Origin of the sequence: Rhodopirellula bahusiensis, assembly GCF_002727185.1 — a bacterium.
Classification (GTDB): Bacteria; Planctomycetota; Planctomycetia; order Pirellulales; family Pirellulaceae; genus Rhodopirellula; species Rhodopirellula bahusiensis.
The window spans coordinates 160,197-178,375 of the sequence record NZ_NIZW01000015.1 but is presented as its reverse complement, the minus strand read 5'-3'; the positions used below and the strand labels follow the sequence as shown (position 1 = coordinate 178,375).

Annotated in this window: 11 protein-coding genes and 1 tRNA gene; 8 read left to right on the top strand and 4 right to left on the bottom strand. The window is 55.8% G+C overall.

Annotation, left to right across the window (positions count from 1 at the left end; translation table 11 throughout):
* The first annotated feature begins 260 nt into the window (after positions 1–260).
* The 4 genes from CEE69_RS19570 to CEE69_RS19555 all read left to right on the top strand — a co-directional run bounded on the left by CEE69_RS19570 (position 261) and on the right by CEE69_RS19555 (position 7,832).
* Positions 261–1,466 (top strand): MraY family glycosyltransferase, encoded by a 1,206-nt coding sequence (locus CEE69_RS19570; RefSeq protein WP_099262293.1) that lies wholly within the window; start codon positions 261–263, stop codon positions 1,464–1,466.
* Complete coding sequence (locus CEE69_RS19565) at positions 1,463–4,084, top strand: O-antigen ligase family protein (RefSeq protein ID WP_099262332.1); 2,622 nt, start codon at positions 1,463–1,465, stop codon at positions 4,082–4,084. The genes CEE69_RS19570 and CEE69_RS19565 overlap by 4 nt, the downstream gene beginning before the upstream one ends.
* A 92-nt stretch (positions 4,085–4,176) precedes the next feature.
* Entirely contained in the window at positions 4,177–5,439 is a 1,263-nt protein-coding gene (locus CEE69_RS19560; RefSeq protein WP_099262292.1) for a DUF1573 domain-containing protein, read from the top strand.
* 29 nt (positions 5,440–5,468) lie between these two features.
* Positions 5,469–7,832: a multiheme c-type cytochrome gene (locus CEE69_RS19555; RefSeq protein ID WP_099262291.1), complete on the top strand. Its 2,364-nt coding sequence runs from the start codon at positions 5,469–5,471 to the stop codon at positions 7,830–7,832.
* Positions 7,833–8,050: 218 nt separating this feature from the next.
* Here CEE69_RS19555 and CEE69_RS19550 read toward each other — a convergent pair whose 3' ends face one another.
* Both CEE69_RS19550 and CEE69_RS19545 read right to left on the bottom strand, forming a co-directional pair.
* Positions 8,051–8,818 carry an ABC transporter ATP-binding protein gene (locus CEE69_RS19550; RefSeq protein WP_099262290.1) on the bottom strand — a complete coding sequence of 256 codons (768 nt, stop codon included), beginning with the start codon at positions 8,816–8,818 and terminating at the stop codon, positions 8,051–8,053.
* Positions 8,819–8,902: 84 nt separating this feature from the next.
* Entirely contained in the window at positions 8,903–10,501 is a 1,599-nt protein-coding gene (locus tag CEE69_RS19545) for an ABC transporter permease (RefSeq protein ID WP_099262289.1), read from the bottom strand.
* A gap of 321 nt (positions 10,502–10,822) precedes the next feature.
* Here CEE69_RS19545 and CEE69_RS19535 point away from each other — a divergent pair.
* Positions 10,823–10,896 (top strand) — tRNA-Met (locus tag CEE69_RS19535).
* A gap of 171 nt (positions 10,897–11,067) precedes the next feature.
* Here CEE69_RS19535 and CEE69_RS19530 read toward each other — a convergent pair.
* On the bottom strand, positions 11,068–12,213 hold the full coding sequence (locus CEE69_RS19530) for an SGNH/GDSL hydrolase family protein (RefSeq protein WP_099262287.1): 1,146 nt from the start codon (positions 12,211–12,213) through the stop codon (positions 11,068–11,070).
* Between the two features lie 367 nt (positions 12,214–12,580).
* On the opposite strand from CEE69_RS19530, the gene CEE69_RS19525 reads away from it, so the two are divergent.
* Both CEE69_RS19525 and CEE69_RS19520 read left to right on the top strand, forming a co-directional pair.
* On the top strand, positions 12,581–14,146 hold the full coding sequence (locus CEE69_RS19525; protein WP_233215419.1) for a DUF1570 domain-containing protein: 1,566 nt from the start codon (positions 12,581–12,583) through the stop codon (positions 14,144–14,146).
* Entirely contained in the window at positions 14,143–15,609 is a 1,467-nt protein-coding gene (locus CEE69_RS19520; protein ID WP_099262286.1) for an SHD1 domain-containing protein, read from the top strand. Before CEE69_RS19525 ends, CEE69_RS19520 begins: the two co-directional genes overlap by 4 nt.
* 9 nt (positions 15,610–15,618) lie before the next feature.
* Here the strand turns inward: CEE69_RS19520 and CEE69_RS19515 are convergent, their stop codons facing one another.
* Entirely contained in the window at positions 15,619–16,368 is a 750-nt protein-coding gene (locus CEE69_RS19515; protein ID WP_099262330.1) for a hypothetical protein, read from the bottom strand.
* Positions 16,369–16,700: 332 nt separating this feature from the next.
* On the opposite strand from CEE69_RS19515, the gene CEE69_RS19510 reads away from it, so the two are divergent.
* Positions 16,701–18,125 carry a Gfo/Idh/MocA family protein gene (locus CEE69_RS19510; protein ID WP_099262285.1) on the top strand — a complete coding sequence of 475 codons (1,425 nt, stop codon included), beginning with the start codon at positions 16,701–16,703 and terminating at the stop codon, positions 18,123–18,125.
* Positions 18,126–18,179: the final 54 nt, after the last annotated feature.

The window sequence follows — 18,179 nt, the reverse complement described above, 5'->3', positions numbered from 1 at the left end:
GCAATGTTGGGTGGGAAGGAAGGCGGGACGTCGCGGGGGCCGTTGGGTTGCGAGTCGCTCCGGTGAGAAGCGGGCGGGCATTCCAATGGGGTGGACGCTGCCCACGATTATAGCGAGTTGTCGGCTGGAAACGAGCGGAATTCGCGGTTCAAATTGTCTGTCGAGTGAGCGGTTGGCGGCATCGAACCATTTCGCGTCTCGGGCGTAGCAAAGTTTTGCTTCTCTATCGTTTCACCATTTTCTGAATTGCGCGAGATTTCATGTCGGCAACGATCGGACTCGTGCTCATGGCCGCAGGATTGGCGGCCGTTTTCAGTTGGTTGATTTTGTTCCCGATCCGAAAGTTCGCCGCGCAGCTTGGGTTGCTGGATCGCCCTGGAGGCCACAGCAGCCACACCGTGCCGACGCCGCTCGGCGGTGGATTGGGGATTTACTTTGGAATCCTGGCAACGGTTGCGCTTGCCACCTTGGCCGCAGCTTTATTGAACGACCCCGAATCGGTGCCGGCTTGGGTCACGTCGCTTCGTGAGTTGACTTCGCCATCGATCGCGCCGGCGGGTTGGTGGGACGCGGCCATGTTGCATGCTCCCGGTGTTTGGTCTCGCTGCGGTGATGTGTGGTGGTTGATCTTGGCGGGCACGATTTTGGTCGCTTTGGGTTTGGCGGATGACCGGTTTGGATTGCCTGTCGGATTCCGCTTGGGCGTCCAGTTCGGAATTGCCGCCGCGATTGTTTGGGGATTGAACATCGAGTTGTCGCTGTTCATCGACGGCGGATGGCTGACGAAGTTGATGTCGGTTGTCTGGATTGTTGCCGTGATCAACTCGTTCAACATGCTCGACAACATGGACACACTGTCCTCGGGAGTGGCAGCCATCATCGCGTTTTCGATGGCGCTTGTGATGCTGACGATTCCCGATCCTGGAACGGACCGACCTCAGTTGCTGGTGGCTTCCTTGTTATTGGTTGTCGCGGGCGCGTTGATAGGCTTTCTCTTCCACAATCGTCCGCCAGCGAAAATTTTCATGGGTGACGGAGGCAGTTATCTGGTTGGGTTTCTGATTGCGGTGGGAATGTTGATGGCTACTTTCGCGGCCGGTGATTCGGGAGACGAGTCAGGATCGGGATGGATCGGAAGTCGTCCCCATGCGGTCTTGGCGCCTTTGTGTGCGATGGCGGTGCCGCTGTATGACATGACAACTGTGATTTGGATCCGCATTCGACAAGGTCGCAGCCCCTTTCAAGGCGACCACAGCCACCTGTCCCATCGTTTGGTCGATTTGGGACTTTCGCGAACCGGAGCGGTGGCGACCATTCACTTGATCACCGCGACCTGTGGTCTTTCCGCTTTGCTTCTAACGCACGTGGGAATTTGGCAAGCGATCGCGGTGCTGGGCATCGTGATGTGTTTGCTCACGTTGGTCGGGATCTTGGAATCCACGCAGTGGCGGCGGCCGGACAAGTGAATCGCAAACGTAGGCCCGGATCGCCGAAGCAAGCGGCCGACCGCGAAGCACCTGAGCGATCGACCGTCGAGTCTCCGGCGACTTCGAAGCGATCGCCTTTTGCACCGGTCGGATCAAGCGGCATGACGCCGGTCGTTCTAGCGGCGTTTGCAACGCTGATGATGTGGGCGTTCTACCATCCGTCCGACTCGACGGACGTGGAACAAGGAGGTGCCTTGGGGTGGTGTTTGTCGGCGCTGGTGACCGCGGCGGCCGTGCAGATGTTGCGGGTCGGGCATGCGTACTCATTCAGCGAACGTGAACCACGAGCACCGCTGGATCAGAAGTGGCATTGGTTGGTCGATGGCATCGTCGGTTTGCTGGCGGTGTGGATTGGATACTCGGCGATTGCGCAGTTGCAGGTCGGGACCAGCTCCATCGATGGGGCTTGGGCGATTGGAGGCGACTGGCGAGCGGCCAGCAACGAAGCTTGGGTCTGGATCGTTGGTGCGGTTTGGTTCGGCGTCCTGCGGCGGTCGCTGCGGGGCGGAGCACATCAATCGGCTTTGTTGGGATTGATCGTTGTCGGTGGTGTTTTGCTGGCAACACACGCTCTGCATCAAGTGCATGTTTCGCTGCCACAAACATTGCGGGAATACAACGCCGATCCAGATCGAGTGTTGGCGGAAGTCGGAATCAGTGCACCAGAAGGTTCCAACGCTCGGATGATCTTCGAGAATCGTTTGCGAGACGGTGGCCCGACGGCGACGTTTGCTTTGGCGAACACGTTGGCAGGTTTGTTGGCGATGGCTTTGGTGGTTGTGATCGCTGTATCGCTTCGAGTCTTGGGCAACACATTCCCTCGTTTCGTTGTTCGTTTTCGTTTGAAAAACGGTGACGCGGACAAGGCGAAGCTCGACGCGAAAGACGAGGCGGAGTCATCGAGCGAAAATCGCGGCAGTCCGTCGAGAGAACACCTCGCGGCGTTGATCGGTTTGGTGGTCGTTGCCTCGATCTTGATGCTGGCTTTGAAGGACACGCAGAGCCGAGCGGGAATGTTGTCAGTGCTGATCGTAGGTGGCTGCGTCTTACTTGATTTCATCTGGGCAACGCCCTTTGGACGCCGGGCCGTTGCTGCGATGTCGCTTGTCATCGCAGCGATGTTCGCTGCATTGCCGTTGGCTGCCCGAGGTTGGTTTGGAACCGGCTGGATCGGATTGTTGCCTGAATCGGTGCGGTATCGTTTTCAGTATTGGGACGCGACCTGGAGGCTGGTCGAGCATTCACCTTGGACGGGGGCCGGTCCGGGGAACTACCAACAGGCCTACCATCGTTTTAGATTGCTCGAGTCGCACGAGATCATTGCGGACCCACATCACTTCGTCGCCGAGACGTTGGGTGCAGGCGGATTGCCTGCCGGCCTTTTGCTGTTCGTTTTGTTGGCGGTTGCAGCATGGATGTTTTGGCGTGTCGAAAACCGAGCGGCCGGCCTATCAGTTGCCGAACCAACGGAGGTCGTCGTCGAGTCTCAACGGCAGACGGGCTTGTCTCGTTGGAGTGTCCCGGTTGGTGCTGCCGTTGGTTGGTTGGCTGTTTGGGTTCTTGGAATTCGCTATCAAGACTTGCCCGATTTTGACGCTCACCTGATCGCGGTTCCGTTGGCTTGTGCAGTTGGATGGTTGTGGTGGTTTGGGTTGGCGAACGAAAACTCGGCGGAGAATTCAGGTTCCGCCACCGCGAGAGCTGACTCGACGATGAAGACCGGTTGGGACGTTCGGCGTCTGGCCTGCTTCGCTCTGATGGCGGGTTTGTTGCACCTCAGCTTTTCTGGCGGATGGACTGTCCCTGGAATCGCGGTGGTGTTGTGGACGTTGGCCGCAATTGTGCTTTCACCAGAGGTCGCATCGCCTGCGGCCACATTGTCCGGTGAAACGCAAGGAGCAACGAATTTGTTGGCTACCAAACGGCTGGCAGCCGTCGCGATGGCGACCGTAACCGTTGTCGCTGCGGTGGCTTTGTGGATGGTTTCGTATCGGCCCGTCGCGGAGGCGAAGCAGTGGATGGCGGATGCCGACGTTCAGATTCGGCGAGGAAATTTGGCCGGGGTGGAGAAACTGTGCGAACGGGCGATGGCGGCGGACCCGCACGCGTTTGATCCTGCGATGTTCCGGTTGCACGCGGTCCAGCAAGCCTGGTTGCAACGCGTCGCAGCGAATGGGGCGGCCATGGGTGAGAGCTCGCGATTCAAAGATGCTTTGCAAGACGCGATCCAGCGAGCCGGTAACGATCCGTCGCGATTGCAGGCAATTGGCGAGTTGGTCCTGCATCGTTATCAAGTCGGGGGCGACGCCGAGGCACTCGGGCAGGCTAGTGCGATCTATGATCGATGCGGGTCGCTCAGCCCGATGCATCAGGGAATCGCAGCTCAACGGGCGGTGATCGCGAAAGCGGAGGGGGGAACCGAGGAAACCATTCGCGAATTGGCTGAGAAAGCTGTCGAGTTGGCGGAAGCTGGCGGGGTGGTCACGCGTAAATTGTCGCTGCAATTTGTGCTGGTTGTGCGGCCAATTGGGCGGTCTGCGATCCAGCAACCTGTCCGGCAGTCGGCTCAGGAAGCGATGGACGCTTTAAGACTGTGATGGCAGATCTTGCCTTGCAATGAACCATGCGGAGGTACCCGGCGTACTCCAGCGGTGATTCTTGATTTTCCTTTTCTCGTCGTCGTTTTGCCATGAAAACGTTTCTCGCCTGTTTGATCGTTGCCGGAATCGGTGCCACGATTGCTTACAACATCAACGAATCCAACTACGGCCGCTACGAGCCACATTTTGGGCCCATCGATTTCGAAGGGGAAACCACGGCCGCCAACGCGATGGCGGCGTTGAAAAAGGAATGGAGTGAGGACATTCCGAAAGTCGAATTGCCTGACGGCAATGAGCACGACTTTGGGATCATGCAGCCGGAAGAAGAGGGCGAGCACGTCTTCGCGGTGAAAAACGTGGGCGACGCTCCGCTGACGCTGAAAATCGGTGCGTCGACTTGCAAATGCACGGTTGGAACGCTCGAAAACGAAAGTCTGGCGCCCGGCGAAGAAACCGAAGTCAAAATGACTTGGACGGTCAAAACCAACGACAGCACCTTTGGCCAATCGGCCGAACTTCGAACGAACGATCCCACTCAAGTGGCAATTCGGTTTGAAATCACCGGCAAAGTCGTTCGCCAGGTTCAGCTGGTGCCTGAAACATTGACTTTCAAGGAAGTGGCCTCGGGCGAGCCTATCGAGTTGGAATTGAAGGTTTACAGCTACATGGGCGATGAAATCGAACTGGGCCAGCCAAAATTCACCAGCGACGAAATGAACGAACTGGCTGAGTTTGAAGTCACTCCGATGGAAATCGAAGAGGAAGACACGGAACACGCCGAAGCCACCCAGGCTTTCGTGGTCAAAGCCACCGTTGCTCCTGGATTGGAACAAGGTCCGGTGAGCCAAAACTTGGTGATGCCGTTCAGCAAGGTCGGCGAAGAAACCGTTGACGCGTCGGCCGATGCGAATCCAGATGAAGAGGGTGAGGGCGGCAAGACGATCGTCGCAGCGGTGACGGGCCGGATTGTTGGTGTACTCAGCATGTTGGAGAGCAACAAGCTGAAAGGCGTCACTGGCGGGGGGTACATCTATGACTTCGGTAAGATCACCGAGACTGGGCCCCAAACTGCGAAAGCCTTTGTTGTTTTAAAAGGACCGGAACGCGACAAGACGAATTTGTCGGTTGGCAAGGTTACTCCCGAAGGTGTCGTGGAAGCCAAGCTGAATGACCCGATCCAAAACGGCTCGATGTCCCTTTACAGCTTGGAGTTCACATTGACTCCTGGTGACGAAAAAATCGATCGATTGGGTATGAACCGAGAAGACTATGGATTGGTGACGATTTTGTCCGATAACCCCAATGTGCCTTCCATGAAATTACGGCTGAAATTTTCGCTGCCGGCGCGTTAAGATAAACGGGTCGCGTAACCAAGGGGATCATGACGATGTCGTCGCTGCGATCGAATCAAAATATCAATGACGATCGCGGCCCCTTCTGCGTTGAACGTGAATCGTCGGAAAGAAGCTCTTTCAACGCCGTTGATCAGGCCCGGATGAACTCGCTACGCACCCATTTTCGCAATTTGTCAGCCCCGAATGGTGCGCGGACAAGGTCGTCTGTTAAACGCTCTCGATGGTCTTGCTTGATGGCCATCCTGGGGGCGTCCGCGATTGCGATGCCCGGGTGCAACTCGCCCACACCGGTGGCAGAACAATCCGAAGAAGAGCAGATCGCTTCGCTGAGGCCACCCGAATTGGTGGCGGTCAAACCTGTCGCAGTTGATGCAGACGCAGACTACCACGGTCGCGTCCAGCTACTGCCGGAAGATTGGCGTTTCGCTCGCGAGCAACCGCTTTCCTTCGCTACTTCTGCTGCGTTGAATGCGACTGAAAGGGAATCCGAACGGGAATTGACTTGGACGGTTGAAACCGATCAGGAGCCCTCCGCCGAGGAGCCTCAAACGCCGAAGAAAGAGGCAACGGGCAAGTTTGACGGTGAGATTGACCTGAGTCAGATCGACACCAGCGAAGACGCTCAGACGGAAAAGTCAGCTTCGGATCTGGGCAAAGTTGAAATCGTCCCCACGCCTGTGGCTCGCAAAGAGATCGAAGCGGAAATCGTTCCGACGCCGTTGGGGTTGCCGGAGAACCATCGTTCGACCGCTGCGAAGACAGCCGGTGTCGCTGGTCCCACCGCGGCACGCCGAGGCAATGCCCCCGCAGCGGATTTGTCGGACTCGCCAATCGATTTGATCTCGCCCGAGAAGATGATCGCCAAGCGTCCCGTCAACGATGCGGAGAGCTCGGCGGCTGAACGATTGAGTTTGCCCGCCGAAGCAGACGCCGCGTTCCAATTGACTGGACCCGATTCTCCCATCATCGACACGCTGATCGATGCGGAAACGGTCGGCGGAGGTCAGGAACCCGAGGACTACAACAGTTGGCCTGAGCCTTCGCTGACTTTGTTTGTGACCGGGCAACAACACGGCTACATCGAGCCATGCGGATGCACGGGGTTGGAAAATCAGAAGGGCGGCGTCGCTCGCCGGATGACTTTCCTGAATCAGCTTCGCGAGAAAGGTTGGGATATGGCTCCCATCGACGCGGGCAATCTGGTCCGTCGTTATGGTCGGCAAGCTGAGATCAAATTCCACCGCTCGCTCGAAGCTCTTCGCGAAATGGATTACGTCTCGGTTGGGCTAGGCCCAGACGACGTTCGTTTGAGCGTGAATGACTTGATCCAGGAAGCGTCGCCCGGCGATTCCGAAGAGGCGATTTATGTGTCCGCCAATGTGATCCCTTTTGATCGTTCGTTGATGCCAGCGCATCGCGTCGTTCGCAAAGGCGGAATGACGTTGGCCGTCACCACGCTTCTCGACCCTGATTCGTTGGAAACGAAACTCAGCGCCGATATTCAAATGACCGATCTGGTTGACTCAGCAAAAGAAGCTTTGGCATCGATTCAGAAAGAGAACCCTGACTACACCGTGCTGACGTTCTATGGCAAGGAAGAGAATGCTCAGGAGTTGGTTCGTGCGGTTCCCGGTTTCGATTTGGTCGTGATCGCGGGCGGATACGGCGAGCCAACGTACCAACCTCAATTGATTGAAGGCACCGAAACGAAGGCGATCTTGACCGGCGACAAAGGCATGTACGCGGGACTGGTTGGTCTGTATCCCGATGCTCCGATTCGTTACGCCCGCGTGCCTTTGACCCACGAGTTTGAAGACTCGCAAGAAATGCGAGACTTGATGAAGGACTACCAGTTCCAACTTCGAGACGTTGGTTTCGAAGGATTGGGTCTGAAACCCATCCAGCATCCATCAGGCGACAAGTTTGTTGGGGCGGAAGCTTGCGGCAAGTGTCACACAACCGCATTTGATATATGGGAAAGCTCTGCTCACTTCGAGGCAACCGAGCACCTTGTCAATCCAGGCGAACGCGGCGACGTTTCGCGGCACTTCGATCCCGAATGCATTTCTTGCCATGTGACCGGTTGGAACCCGCAAGGTTACTACCCGTACGTTTCCGGCTACTTGGAATTGGAAGCCAGTTCGCACTTGCATGGCAACGGTTGCGAAAACTGCCACGGACCTGGGGCGGCTCACACGAAAGCGGAAGAAGCCGACAGTGGAGTCAGCGACGAAGAAAAGACTCGATTGCGGGAAGCGATGAAGCTACCGCTGGATGAGGCTCGCGAATCGTGCATGAAGTGCCACGATCTGGACAACAGCCCTGACTTCCACGCCGACGGTGCTTTCAATGATTATTGGGCCGAGATCGAGCACTACGGTCTCGACTGATTGCGGGTGAGAAGATTGGTGGGATTGCAAATTGCATTGAACAATTCGCACTTTGCAATCATCCCACCGATGCAACCTCGTAGGTCAGGTCCCACCTGACACTGGTTCTTCGCCGGTGAATGTTGTTCTCGAGACAGAGTTTGAACCACGCCTCGCTTTGTTCCAAAGCATCGGCCTGGTCGCCAGGTCATGACCTGGCCTACGCCATCGACCGTCGATCAGGCAGCAACTGTTTCCAATTTTGCGGAACCTGAATGGTCGCTTGCGTCACGGTTGGATGCGTTGTCTTCGAGCAACCCATCGCACATCCGGTAGCAACGGTCGGCGGTTTCGGCGATTGAGTCATCGTGGGTGATCATCACGATTGTCAGATCGTCTTCCTGATTCAATTCGCGAAGTAGAGTCAGGATCGTTGCTCCGGTTTCCGTGTCGAGGTTGCCGGTCGGCTCATCAGCCAGTAGCAACTTGGGGTTGGACATCAACGATCTCGCGATGGCCACCCGTTGCATTTCACCGCCCGACATTTCCGATGGTTGGTGCTGACTTCGATTCAGCAATCCGACTCGGTCCAGCATCGCTTCGGCTCGAAGACGCAATGACTTTCGATCGCGAAGGTAGCCCAGAACGCTGCGGCGGATCATGGCGGGAGCCAACACGTTTTCGATCGCAGAGAGTTCCGGCAGCAGGTGATAGAACTGAAAGATGATTCCGATCTGCGAGTTGCGATACTGATCGCGACGGGCGCGGCTCTGGTTGTCGATGCGTGATCCGTCAAACCAGACTTCTCCCGAATCGGGTTGATCGAGCGTCGCGAGCAAGTGCATCAAAGTGCTCTTGCCGCTTCCGCTTCGTCCGACCAACGCCGACATTTCACCCGCGGCAAACCCCACATCGATGCCGCGAAGAATTGGCAGTTCGATTTTGTCCTTGTGGTAACTCTTGCGAATTCCACGGGCTTCCAGCAGCAGTTCAGGCGAGGAATGCATGGATCAAATCGTTGGTCGAAGGAGGGGGAATGGGGAGAGGTGTTACACAGCTGCGAACGGACGGCTCGCTTGAAACGACATCGATCACTCGAATCGCAACGCGGCGACAGGATGCATACGAGCGGCACGGATCGCAGGCAGAACACTGGCGGTGGTCGCAATCGCGACGGCTCCTGCCATGACCCAGGCCAACGTGAACGGGTTGAGGATTGTGGGGATCTCTGTGAAGTAATAAACCGTCGGGTCAAAGACTTCTTGACCGGTGATGGTTTCAATCACCGACGCGATATCGTTGATGTTGTGGACAAAAGCGATTCCGCCAACCAAACCCACTCCGCTGCCAACGATGCCAAGCAACAGACCGTAGCTGAGGAAGATGCTCATCACGCCGCTGCCACTGGCACCGAGCGCTTTCAAGGTTCCGATGTCGCGGGTCTTTTCCACAACAATCATGAAGAACGTTGCCAGAATGCCAAAACCAGCAACAGCAATGATCAGGAACAACAGGATGTTCAGGATGGTGGTTTCCAAGCGAACGGCGGCCAGCAAGGGGCCCTGCATATCACGCCATGTTTGGATGCTGTAGGCGTAGGTGTCGGGTGGAAAGCGTTGACGCAGAGCGTCGCGAACGGCGTTGAGGTCCGCTCCTTCGATCAGCTTCAATTGGATGGTGGTGACGCTGGTGGTATTCGAGATTGGGTCGATCATCCCGCGGAAATCTTGCAGTTGATCCAATCGCACGAACGCGAACGTGCTGTCGTATTCGCTCATGCCGGACTCGTACAAATCCACCACGGTGAACTTTTGATTGACGACCTTAGGTTTGTCGGATGCATTGGGGAACATCAAGCGGACGTCGTCGCCGGGGCGGCAATAGTAGTGGTCGCGGACGTTGCCTTCGGCATCACGAGACTTGTTGCTGCAGGTCGCAATTCCCAGGATGATGCCCGGGTATTGGTCGGCTTCTGGATCGAAATAGACCGGTTTGTCACCAGCCCCTTCTTCTCGAAGTCCCTCGGGGAGATTGGTCCCGATCGTAGGACCACCGAACCCGATCGATGGACCGTCGGAATCAACCATTTCTGTGTTGTCTTCTTGTGGTCGACCGCTGGCCAAGCGTGCTGCTTCACGGCTCAAGTCTTCAATTCGTTTGCGTTCGGCTTCCCAAGCCTTTTCCATTCGAGCGTGATCGCGACGATACTTCCATCCTGAATTGGGAAAACCTTCGCGTGCTTCTTCGTAGCCGTCTTCTCGCAAATCGAAGGAAACGGCGGTTTGGTTGTCGGGGTGAAGAAGATAGCGGCCAAAGTGGCTGACGTTGTCATAAGTCTCCGCGTCGATGCCGACGAGGTTGACGTGATGCGTGATCAACTGGCCGTTGAAATCGATACCGAGCATGCTGGGGACATGGACGCTGACCGACGAACCCGCGATTTGGTCACCGACGATTCGATTGATTTCGTCGAGGTGGGCATCAGGATCGGGCATGCCGCCGGAAGCGTGGCATTCGATGACGATGTCGGAGGCCAGTCCGTGCAGGCGTTCGTGCATCTCCGCGGAAAAACCCGCCATCACGCTGTTCACGACAATCAGAGTGGCCACGCCCAGCGTGACGCTGATGATTGACGCCAATGCGATGTAGCGTGTTCGCAAATAGCGAAAACAAAGCAGCAGTCGGTACATCCGAGTTCCTTCTCAGGGGGCGATCAAAAGGGTGATCGGTTCGCGCGATCGGTACGGTCCTTCGTCCCAAGGGGTGTTTGTAGCGGTCCGGGGGAAACCGCGACAACGTCAATCTGGCGAAGTCGGCTCAAGTCCGACGCTCGAAATGCCGATCAGGCTGGCTTCACGCCCGGAGGCGTTGGCGGAAATCGGAATTGCCGTCAAAACCGTCGCGTTGGAAGTGGCTGAACACCAGAAATCCCGCTGGGAAGCGACGAAGCCGTCTTTTCAAGCCTGCCGGATTCGCCTACATTCTCGCCCTCTCGAAATTCAATTTCGAGCGGCGGCATAGCTCAGCTGGTTAGAGCAGCGGAATCATAATCCGCGTGTCGGGGGTTCGAGTCCCTCTGCCGCTACTTCAGGGCCAAGCAGCCCGGGACACTCAAGGCCAAACTCTGTGTGAACACGGGGTTTGGCCTTTTTCTTGCGCCGACTTTCTCGGGGTGTCTCGCACTAACTGCTTCGGAATTTGCTTCGCCTTCATCTTTCGGCGGGCGGCACAGGTCAGCGCTCCGTCGCACCAAATCTCACTTTGCACGAACGTCCAGCTCGGTCCACCGTTTGAAAAGCTGCTCGGCGATTTCTTGATGCCCTTGTTCAGTCAGGTGAATCCGATCGCCCCGAAATCGTTCTGGATCTTTCTCTGTATCCGATTCTTTTCTCCAGTCAGCGGCAACGTCCACCAAGTGAGCGTTCGAGTTTGACTCAGTGAGTTGTCGCACCACATCGTTGTACTGATGGTGCGTTTGCGGAATGGCAGAAACGTCATTGGCATTCATCCCATAAAACTGACCGAAAAAGTCATACGACCAAGGTGGCATTTGGCCGTCGCGATACGCGGAAGGAGCCGTGACGAAGAACGTGGGGCAAGCATGCTCTTCCGAGCGGGAAAGGATCTCTTGCAGGTTCTCTTGATAATGTTCCAGCGGAACACGAACGGGCGCGTCGCGAATCGACTTCAACGGTGCAAGCTTGGTACGCAACGAGTACATGCACCAAAAAATTCGCGACTTCCCCAGCCAAGTGCGTGCTCGGTCGCTCAACATTTGTCTCTGCATCACGTCTCGATCCGTTTGACCGTTCAACGACTTCCAGTGATCGTTCCAACCAAAGTAGGCGACGACGATGTCCGGTTCCCAAGGCCACAGAGCTTGCAAACGTTGCTTGCCTTGGAAGGATGTGTAGCCCGGGCAGCTCGCGTTGACGACTTCAACGTCGAGTTCGGTGGCTTCCTCGATGAGGTTGGCGAAACGAGCCGGGTAAAGCGTTGTTCCGAGAAAGCTGCAGGAGTCGCCAATCACTCCAATTCGGTAAGTGTTGTCTCTCTTTGATTGTTGTTTAGGAGCAGGAAGTCGCAGCCCATCCGTGCCCGTGAACGGTGTGTTGGCGATCGGTTTCCAGAACAAATTCGGGTCGGCTTCGAATAGTGGCACGTCCTGATAGAACTCGCCTTCTCGCTCAATACCATCCCCGTCAAAGATTGGAATGCCAGTGTCGTAGCCAAACCGCAAAACGCCAATTGCGGGCGGCTCGCCAATCCTCGCAACACGCAGCAAGAGCTCGATCGATCCAAGGACTCCAACAACAAACACGAAGGAAAACAGGATCTTCTTCCGAACCGATAGCTGCGGCTTCGATGGCGAGGAAGGGGAACGAGGGCTTGGCGAGGTCATGGCTCACTTTGCGATGTTGCGGAAACGGCTTGTAGGCTTTCCGTCCTGGGATGCCATACCCTGATGCTACCTCGGCTTGAACGAAACGTGAACGTAGGAGCTTCCCTGGAAGAACGAGAGTATCGCTCGCTCGAGTCGCTTCTCGATTGGGGGAAATCAACTGATTTAGCGAGTGGTCTGATTTTGACGGCTGGAACCAGTGAATTGCGAGGATCCTTCCTGCGGTTGCTCGCAACAAAGCACTCTCGACCGAGTTACAATCACTTCTTTTTAGGGGAGGCTGGACACGCCTCAGGAGTAGTTCTGTTCACCCAGGACTGGCGGCTGAATAGTGTCTGGCCGGTGATTGCCACGATGGAGAAATAGGATGACGAGCATCCAGATTGGAGCTCACCAAGCGGACCGATTTCGCGGCCGAAGTGGAGACTTACCTTTGCAGACTTCCTCGCCGCATCGGCTGTGCAGGATTGAAGGTTCAGGTTGGATTCGCGTCATTGCAATCGTCAGTCTGCTGGCGAGTTGTTGCTCGTGGCAGGTTGCTCGGGCGGACTATGCCATCTACCAGATTCCGGGGACGGACGCCGGTTTGTTGCTGGAAGGCACGACGAATTACAACCCTGGAGGCACGGTCACCTTTCGTCATCCTCGCGGATCGCTGTATTTCAACGCTCGCGATTTGCAGGTGATTCAGACGCCAACCCGGCAAACCATCTTCAAACGCAAATCGGGGAAAATCCTCAGCGAAAAGACGGTCGACAACTACATCAAATTGGCCCAGTGGGCACTCCAGCATGGGATGTTGAAGGAGTGCAAGTCACTGCTCAGCGATGCTTGGAAATTGGACCCGTCCGATACGAAGATCAAAAAGTTGGCGTCGTTGATGGTGCACATCAATCGGCCGGTGCCCAATGATTCCGCGAGCGAGGCCCATGTTCGGAACTTGATCGGAGGGAGCCGTATGGAAATGTCGCGGAGCAAGCACTTTGCGTTGTTCCATGATGCCCAAAGCGAAAAAGACGCGGTGACCAAGATGACTCGAGCGGAGATGCGTCTGGAGTTGTTGGAGAAAGTCTACGAGTCGTACTTCCTGACATTTGCCCTGCGTGGGTTTTATTTGAAACCGCCAAGCGAACCGCTCAATGCCGTCTTGTTTTCGGAACACAAAGATTTTTTGTTGATGGAACGACGGCTCGAAATGGGTCTGAAGCAGGTCGCTGGTTTCTACCTCCCTGAGGAGAACGTTTCGTTTTTCTATGACTCGGGCACCACTGAAATCTTTCTGTACTTGAAAGAATTGACGGACAAGCTCGATGAAATGAAGGACCAAGCCAAGCGGACTCGAAGTCCCAACGCGGCTCACATCATTCGGTTCGCGAACACGGTTTCGTTGTTGATCGACATCGAGCACGAGAGCGAAGACGTCGCAACGGTCTCACACGAAGCGGTTCACCAATTGGCCGCCAACACGGGATTGTTCCCGCGGGATGGTGTTTTCATTCGCTGGGTCCACGAAGGTTTGGCGTCCTACTTTGAGTCATCGAAGTTAGCAGTTTGGAGTGGCGTTGGTGTGGTCGACCAGAACCGGATCAGTTACTACCGCGCGTTGGAAGGCGACACGGTTCGCGGAAGTGTGGAGTTCATCGTTTCGGACCTTGGATTCATTGTTGAATCGGCTCTTGGTGACCAGCTTCCTGCTTACGGGCAAGCTTGGGCGTTGACGCATTACTTGTTCACCGAACGGTTTGACGAACTGATTCAGTTTTACGGCAAGTCACGCAAAATTCCCGTCGACACGCCTCCCAAAGAAAAGGGAATGGAACTGGTGGAGTTGTTCAACGAGTGCTTTGGCGACCGAGTCACGTTGGAACTGGAGTGGCGACGCTACATGCGAACGCTCAAGACGGACATGGAACAGTTGGCGGAGGAATTATGAGTTGGGCGACGACGAGTCCATTGCAACGTTTGGTAATCGTGTTGTTCGCTGGAACGCTTGGGATAGCTAGCGAGGCTCGCTGCGAGGACGTTGCCTACTTGCCCGCGGTGGGCGAAACGTTTGACTACGGGATTGAGTACCGGATCATTGAAACCACCGAAGGCGAACGCAATCCCATCATGATCCGCCAACGATGCCGATTGCGTTACGTGGTGACGAAATCGGATTCCAAGGAATGGACAGGGACCTATCAGACGATTCCGTTCATGGGAAACAAGCTTGCCAACAAAGGTGCGCTTGCGACGTACCATCGACGTACGCGGGAGTCCTACGAAGCTGGCCCGAACAACCAATTTGGGCGGACTCCTTCCGATCCGGATATGGCACGTCTGCAACAAGCCGCGAGTCAGCGTGCCGAAGCGATGCGGATGGAGTTGCAGCGGCGAAAACTTGTCGAGCTGGAGCAATATCGGGGGCTGTTTCGCTTTTGCGACGGAGAGATCTGGTGCACGGCTTCAGGCAAAATTCGCGGCAAAGGTGAAAAGGGAAACCTGCCCTTCGCCACCGGTGCGATCGCGGGTTTGATCTTCTTGCAGCTACCGGATGACGGCAAAACAGAGTCGGGATTCAGCTCTCGTAGTGAAAGTGGTTTGAACTTCGTTTCATCGAATAACGACCAAGTTGCTCAGTCAACGATTTCCGTGTTTTCGCTGATGACTCCACGGGAGTCGCTCGAACAAGGTCACTTGGCTTTCGATCGCGAAATTGAAATTGCTGGAGGCGTTTCTGCTGGGAAACAGCTCACGCTTTCAGGTTCCGGGATGTGGGAATTCTCGACCGAAATGGGAATGCCATATGCCGGTAGCGTTGACTACAAAATCGAAGGAGCAAGCTATGTCGGGAAGGCAACCAAATTTGATTTGCGTGTCGGGTTTCATCACCTCGATCCGATTCGAGCGATGTTGTTTGACAATGATTTGATGCCCACGATGGAGGCATTCGATGCCACCAACCTGCCACGGCTGACTTCGAAGCAGCAATCCGAAATGGTGAAGCATTGGGAGCCACGATCTAAGAAAAGTCGGGTTCGACCGAACTATGCGCTGGGGAACCAGTTTGCGCAACTGGCAACCAACAGCGCGCCACCGCCAGCGAATTCGAAGTTGGAGCGTTTGCTGGAGGAAGAACTTCGCGACGAATCCAATTGGAAGAATGACATCCAATTCGAGCAGATTCTCAGTCGTTGGAAATCAATCCGGGAAGTCGCGACCAAGTTTCCGCGAGAGTGGTCGGACGACAGTGGATCGTTCACGATCAAAGCGATGTTGCGATCGGTTGATAAGTCGAACGTCTCGCTGTTGAGATTGGACAACCGGCAAACGATATCCGTGCCGCTCGATAAATTGAGCGAAGAGGATGTCGAGTTTGCTCGCACGTTTGGTGTGCCCGATCAAGGAAGCTGATCGAGTGTCTCACGGTTTGTCTTTGATACCCAAACCATGTTCCAGCACCATTTTTCGCGAATAGGCGAGGACTTCGACGCCGATCTCGGTCACGATGATTCGGCCTTTTGCGAGCCAAGAACTCGCGAAGGACCAAACGGCAATCCATTCTGCCCAGAACAGGAAGTTGTAGCCGTTCAGCCAATCCTTCCAATCTTGTGGCGTCAGGACCATGTAGCCGCCCATGGCGAACGTGATCAGCAAAATCGTCAATCCGCTGGCGCGAAAGGCGGCGGAGCGTTCGAACAGATGGGACTCGGCTTCACGTTTTGAATCCCGAGGAAAGTGATAGAGCGAGTAGAACGCCAGTGTTGTGAAGAACACGCCTCCACTGAAGGTGTGGACGTATCCCACGAACGACTTCTGAATCAGCGGATCACTGCCATAATCCAAAGGGAAAAGGGCGATCCCGATCGCTGCGACTGCCCCGATGTTGGCCGTCCAGTTTTCAATTCGATCGTATCCGCGGTAGCAAAACAAGAAAATGCTGATGGCGCAGAGCGTTCCCACAAACACGTCTCGGAGTGGCGTGTGGTAGTAGCTGCTCATGTTCTCTTGAATTTCGATCCCGAGCAACATTCCGCCGGGCCCCAGAACGAGTGGCAGAACCAAACCGCTCAGCCCGATTGCTCGGCGAATGTCCAGATACGAAAGCACCAAACGATCCATCATCGAGTCGGACGAATCGATTCGGGTGGAGGCTGAATCAGGGAGGCTCATCAGGGTTTCTTGCGCCGTGGAAGCGGTCGACGAATGACGGGAATCAACGTCAATCTCTTTCCCGCGTCGGCTCATGTCCAGGGTCCGAGTGTGAGCACGCGAATCGGGAGTCGCGGGAGCGAGCCCAATGCGGAGTCGATTCTGCGTACAATGAGCAGTCACGTCTCATCATGCACTCGAGTCAAACCCGAGTGCATGGCATCTTGAGTCGGCCGCCAGGCTGGTTCAAACGTCCCACCCAACCCTCCCACCTATCGAATGGGCCTTGGTGTTTCCGATTTGGAATCGCTGAGACCGGCCGCTGGTCGCAGTCGTTTTGAGTTTGTTTTCGCATGCGTCGTTGTTGTGCGAAGTCCAGCTTGTTTGGCGAACCGCGATCAACGCTTTCGATTCAACCAAAGGATTCCGCCGTGACCAAGCGTTCTCAGTATCCTGGTGTCCAGTCTTCTGCGTCGACGCAAACGAATCATCGTGCGCGTGATCGTCGTTTGTTCTTGAAGGCGGGGGCGGCACTGAGTGCGACGGTCGCAACTCGAACGGTGCTCGCCGAGACTTCTCCTTCGAAGTCACCCAACGATGTCGTTCGCATTGGAATCATGGGCGTCAACAATCGTGGAGCCGCCCTGGCAAAGGGCTTCATCAAGGATCCCGGATCCGACGTGGTTGCCATCTGCGATGTGGATTCGCGAGCATCTGAGAAGGTGGCTGGTTCCATTGCGGATGGACAACGGCACCGACCCAAGACGTTCGTTGATGTTCGGAAGATGTTGGACGAAGGCAACGTGGACGCGCTCGTGGTGGCGGCCCCGAACCACTGGCATGCTCCCGCTACGATTTTAGGGTGTGCCGCCGGCAAGCATGTCTACGTCGAAAAACCATGCAGCCAAACCGCCGAGGAAGGTGTGTTGGCTGTCGAAGCGGCACGGAAGCACAATCGTGTGGTGCAGATGGGATCGCAGCGTCGCAGTTGGCCGGCGATCATTCGTGCGATCGAATTGGTTCACTCGGGTGGCATCGGCGACGTTTCCTATTCACGCAGTTGGTACAACAACCGGCGCCCATCGATCGGGCACGGCCAAACGGCATCGGTCCCGGATTGGTTGAACTGGGATCTGTGGCAAGGTCCAGCGCCGCGTCGCGAATACGTGGACAATTTGGTTCACTACAACTGGCACTGGCGTTGGCATTGGGGCAACGGCGAACTTGGCAACAACGGCATCCATGTGTTGGATTTGGCTCGTTGGGGATTGCAAGTCACAACACCGAGTCGAGTTCGTGCGGGCGGGGGCAAGTACCGTCACGACGACGATCAAGAAACACCCGACACGATGATGGTGACCTACGATTTCCCCGAGGGAAAGACAGCGACCTGGGAAGGGCTGAGTTGGTCACCGTTGGGCCCCCATGATGCAGCGGTCGGAGTCAGTTTCCACGGCAGCGAAGGTTCGATTGTTATCCGTGGCAATGGTTTCACTCGGTTTGATGACCACAACAAAGAAATCGAAACCGTCAACGATGAAGGTGGCGATACGAGCCACCTGGCCGATTTCCTGGACGCCACTCGCACCGGCCGACTCCCCAATGCCGACATCCAGGAAGCTCACTTGAGCACGTTGCTTTGTCACCTGGGCAACATGGCGTACCGCAGTTCATCGGAACTGGAGATTGATTCGGCTACCGGCAAACCCGTCGGGAATTCCGATGCGTTGTCATATTGGGGCCGTGAGTATCAACCTGGTTGGAAGCCCGTTGTCTGAGCAGAACCAGTCGGCGCCGTTTTCAGTTCATCTAGTTTTTCATCTTTGTTCTTG

Bases quoted from the DNA above. Each gene is read 5' to 3' on its own strand.
- CEE69_RS19525 (WP_233215419.1), top strand. From the start codon at position 12,581: ATGACGAGCATCCAGATTGGAGCTCACCAAGCGGACCGATTTCGCGGC.
- CEE69_RS19530 (WP_099262287.1), bottom strand. From the start codon at position 12,213: ATGACCTCGCCAAGCCCTCGTTCCCCTTCCTCGCCATCGAAGCCGCAG.
- CEE69_RS19570 (WP_099262293.1), top strand. From the start codon at position 261: ATGTCGGCAACGATCGGACTCGTGCTCATGGCCGCAGGATTGGCGGCC.
- CEE69_RS19515 (WP_099262330.1), bottom strand. From the start codon at position 16,368: ATGAGCCTCCCTGATTCAGCCTCCACCCGAATCGATTCGTCCGACTCG.
- CEE69_RS19510 (WP_099262285.1), top strand. From the start codon at position 16,701: ATGCGTCGTTGTTGTGCGAAGTCCAGCTTGTTTGGCGAACCGCGATCA.
- CEE69_RS19560 (WP_099262292.1), top strand. From the start codon at position 4,177: ATGAAAACGTTTCTCGCCTGTTTGATCGTTGCCGGAATCGGTGCCACG.
- CEE69_RS19555 (WP_099262291.1), top strand. From the start codon at position 5,469: ATGACGATGTCGTCGCTGCGATCGAATCAAAATATCAATGACGATCGC.
- CEE69_RS19550 (WP_099262290.1), bottom strand. From the start codon at position 8,818: ATGCATTCCTCGCCTGAACTGCTGCTGGAAGCCCGTGGAATTCGCAAG.
- CEE69_RS19520 (WP_099262286.1), top strand. From the start codon at position 14,143: ATGAGTTGGGCGACGACGAGTCCATTGCAACGTTTGGTAATCGTGTTG.
- CEE69_RS19545 (WP_099262289.1), bottom strand. From the start codon at position 10,501: ATGTACCGACTGCTGCTTTGTTTTCGCTATTTGCGAACACGCTACATC.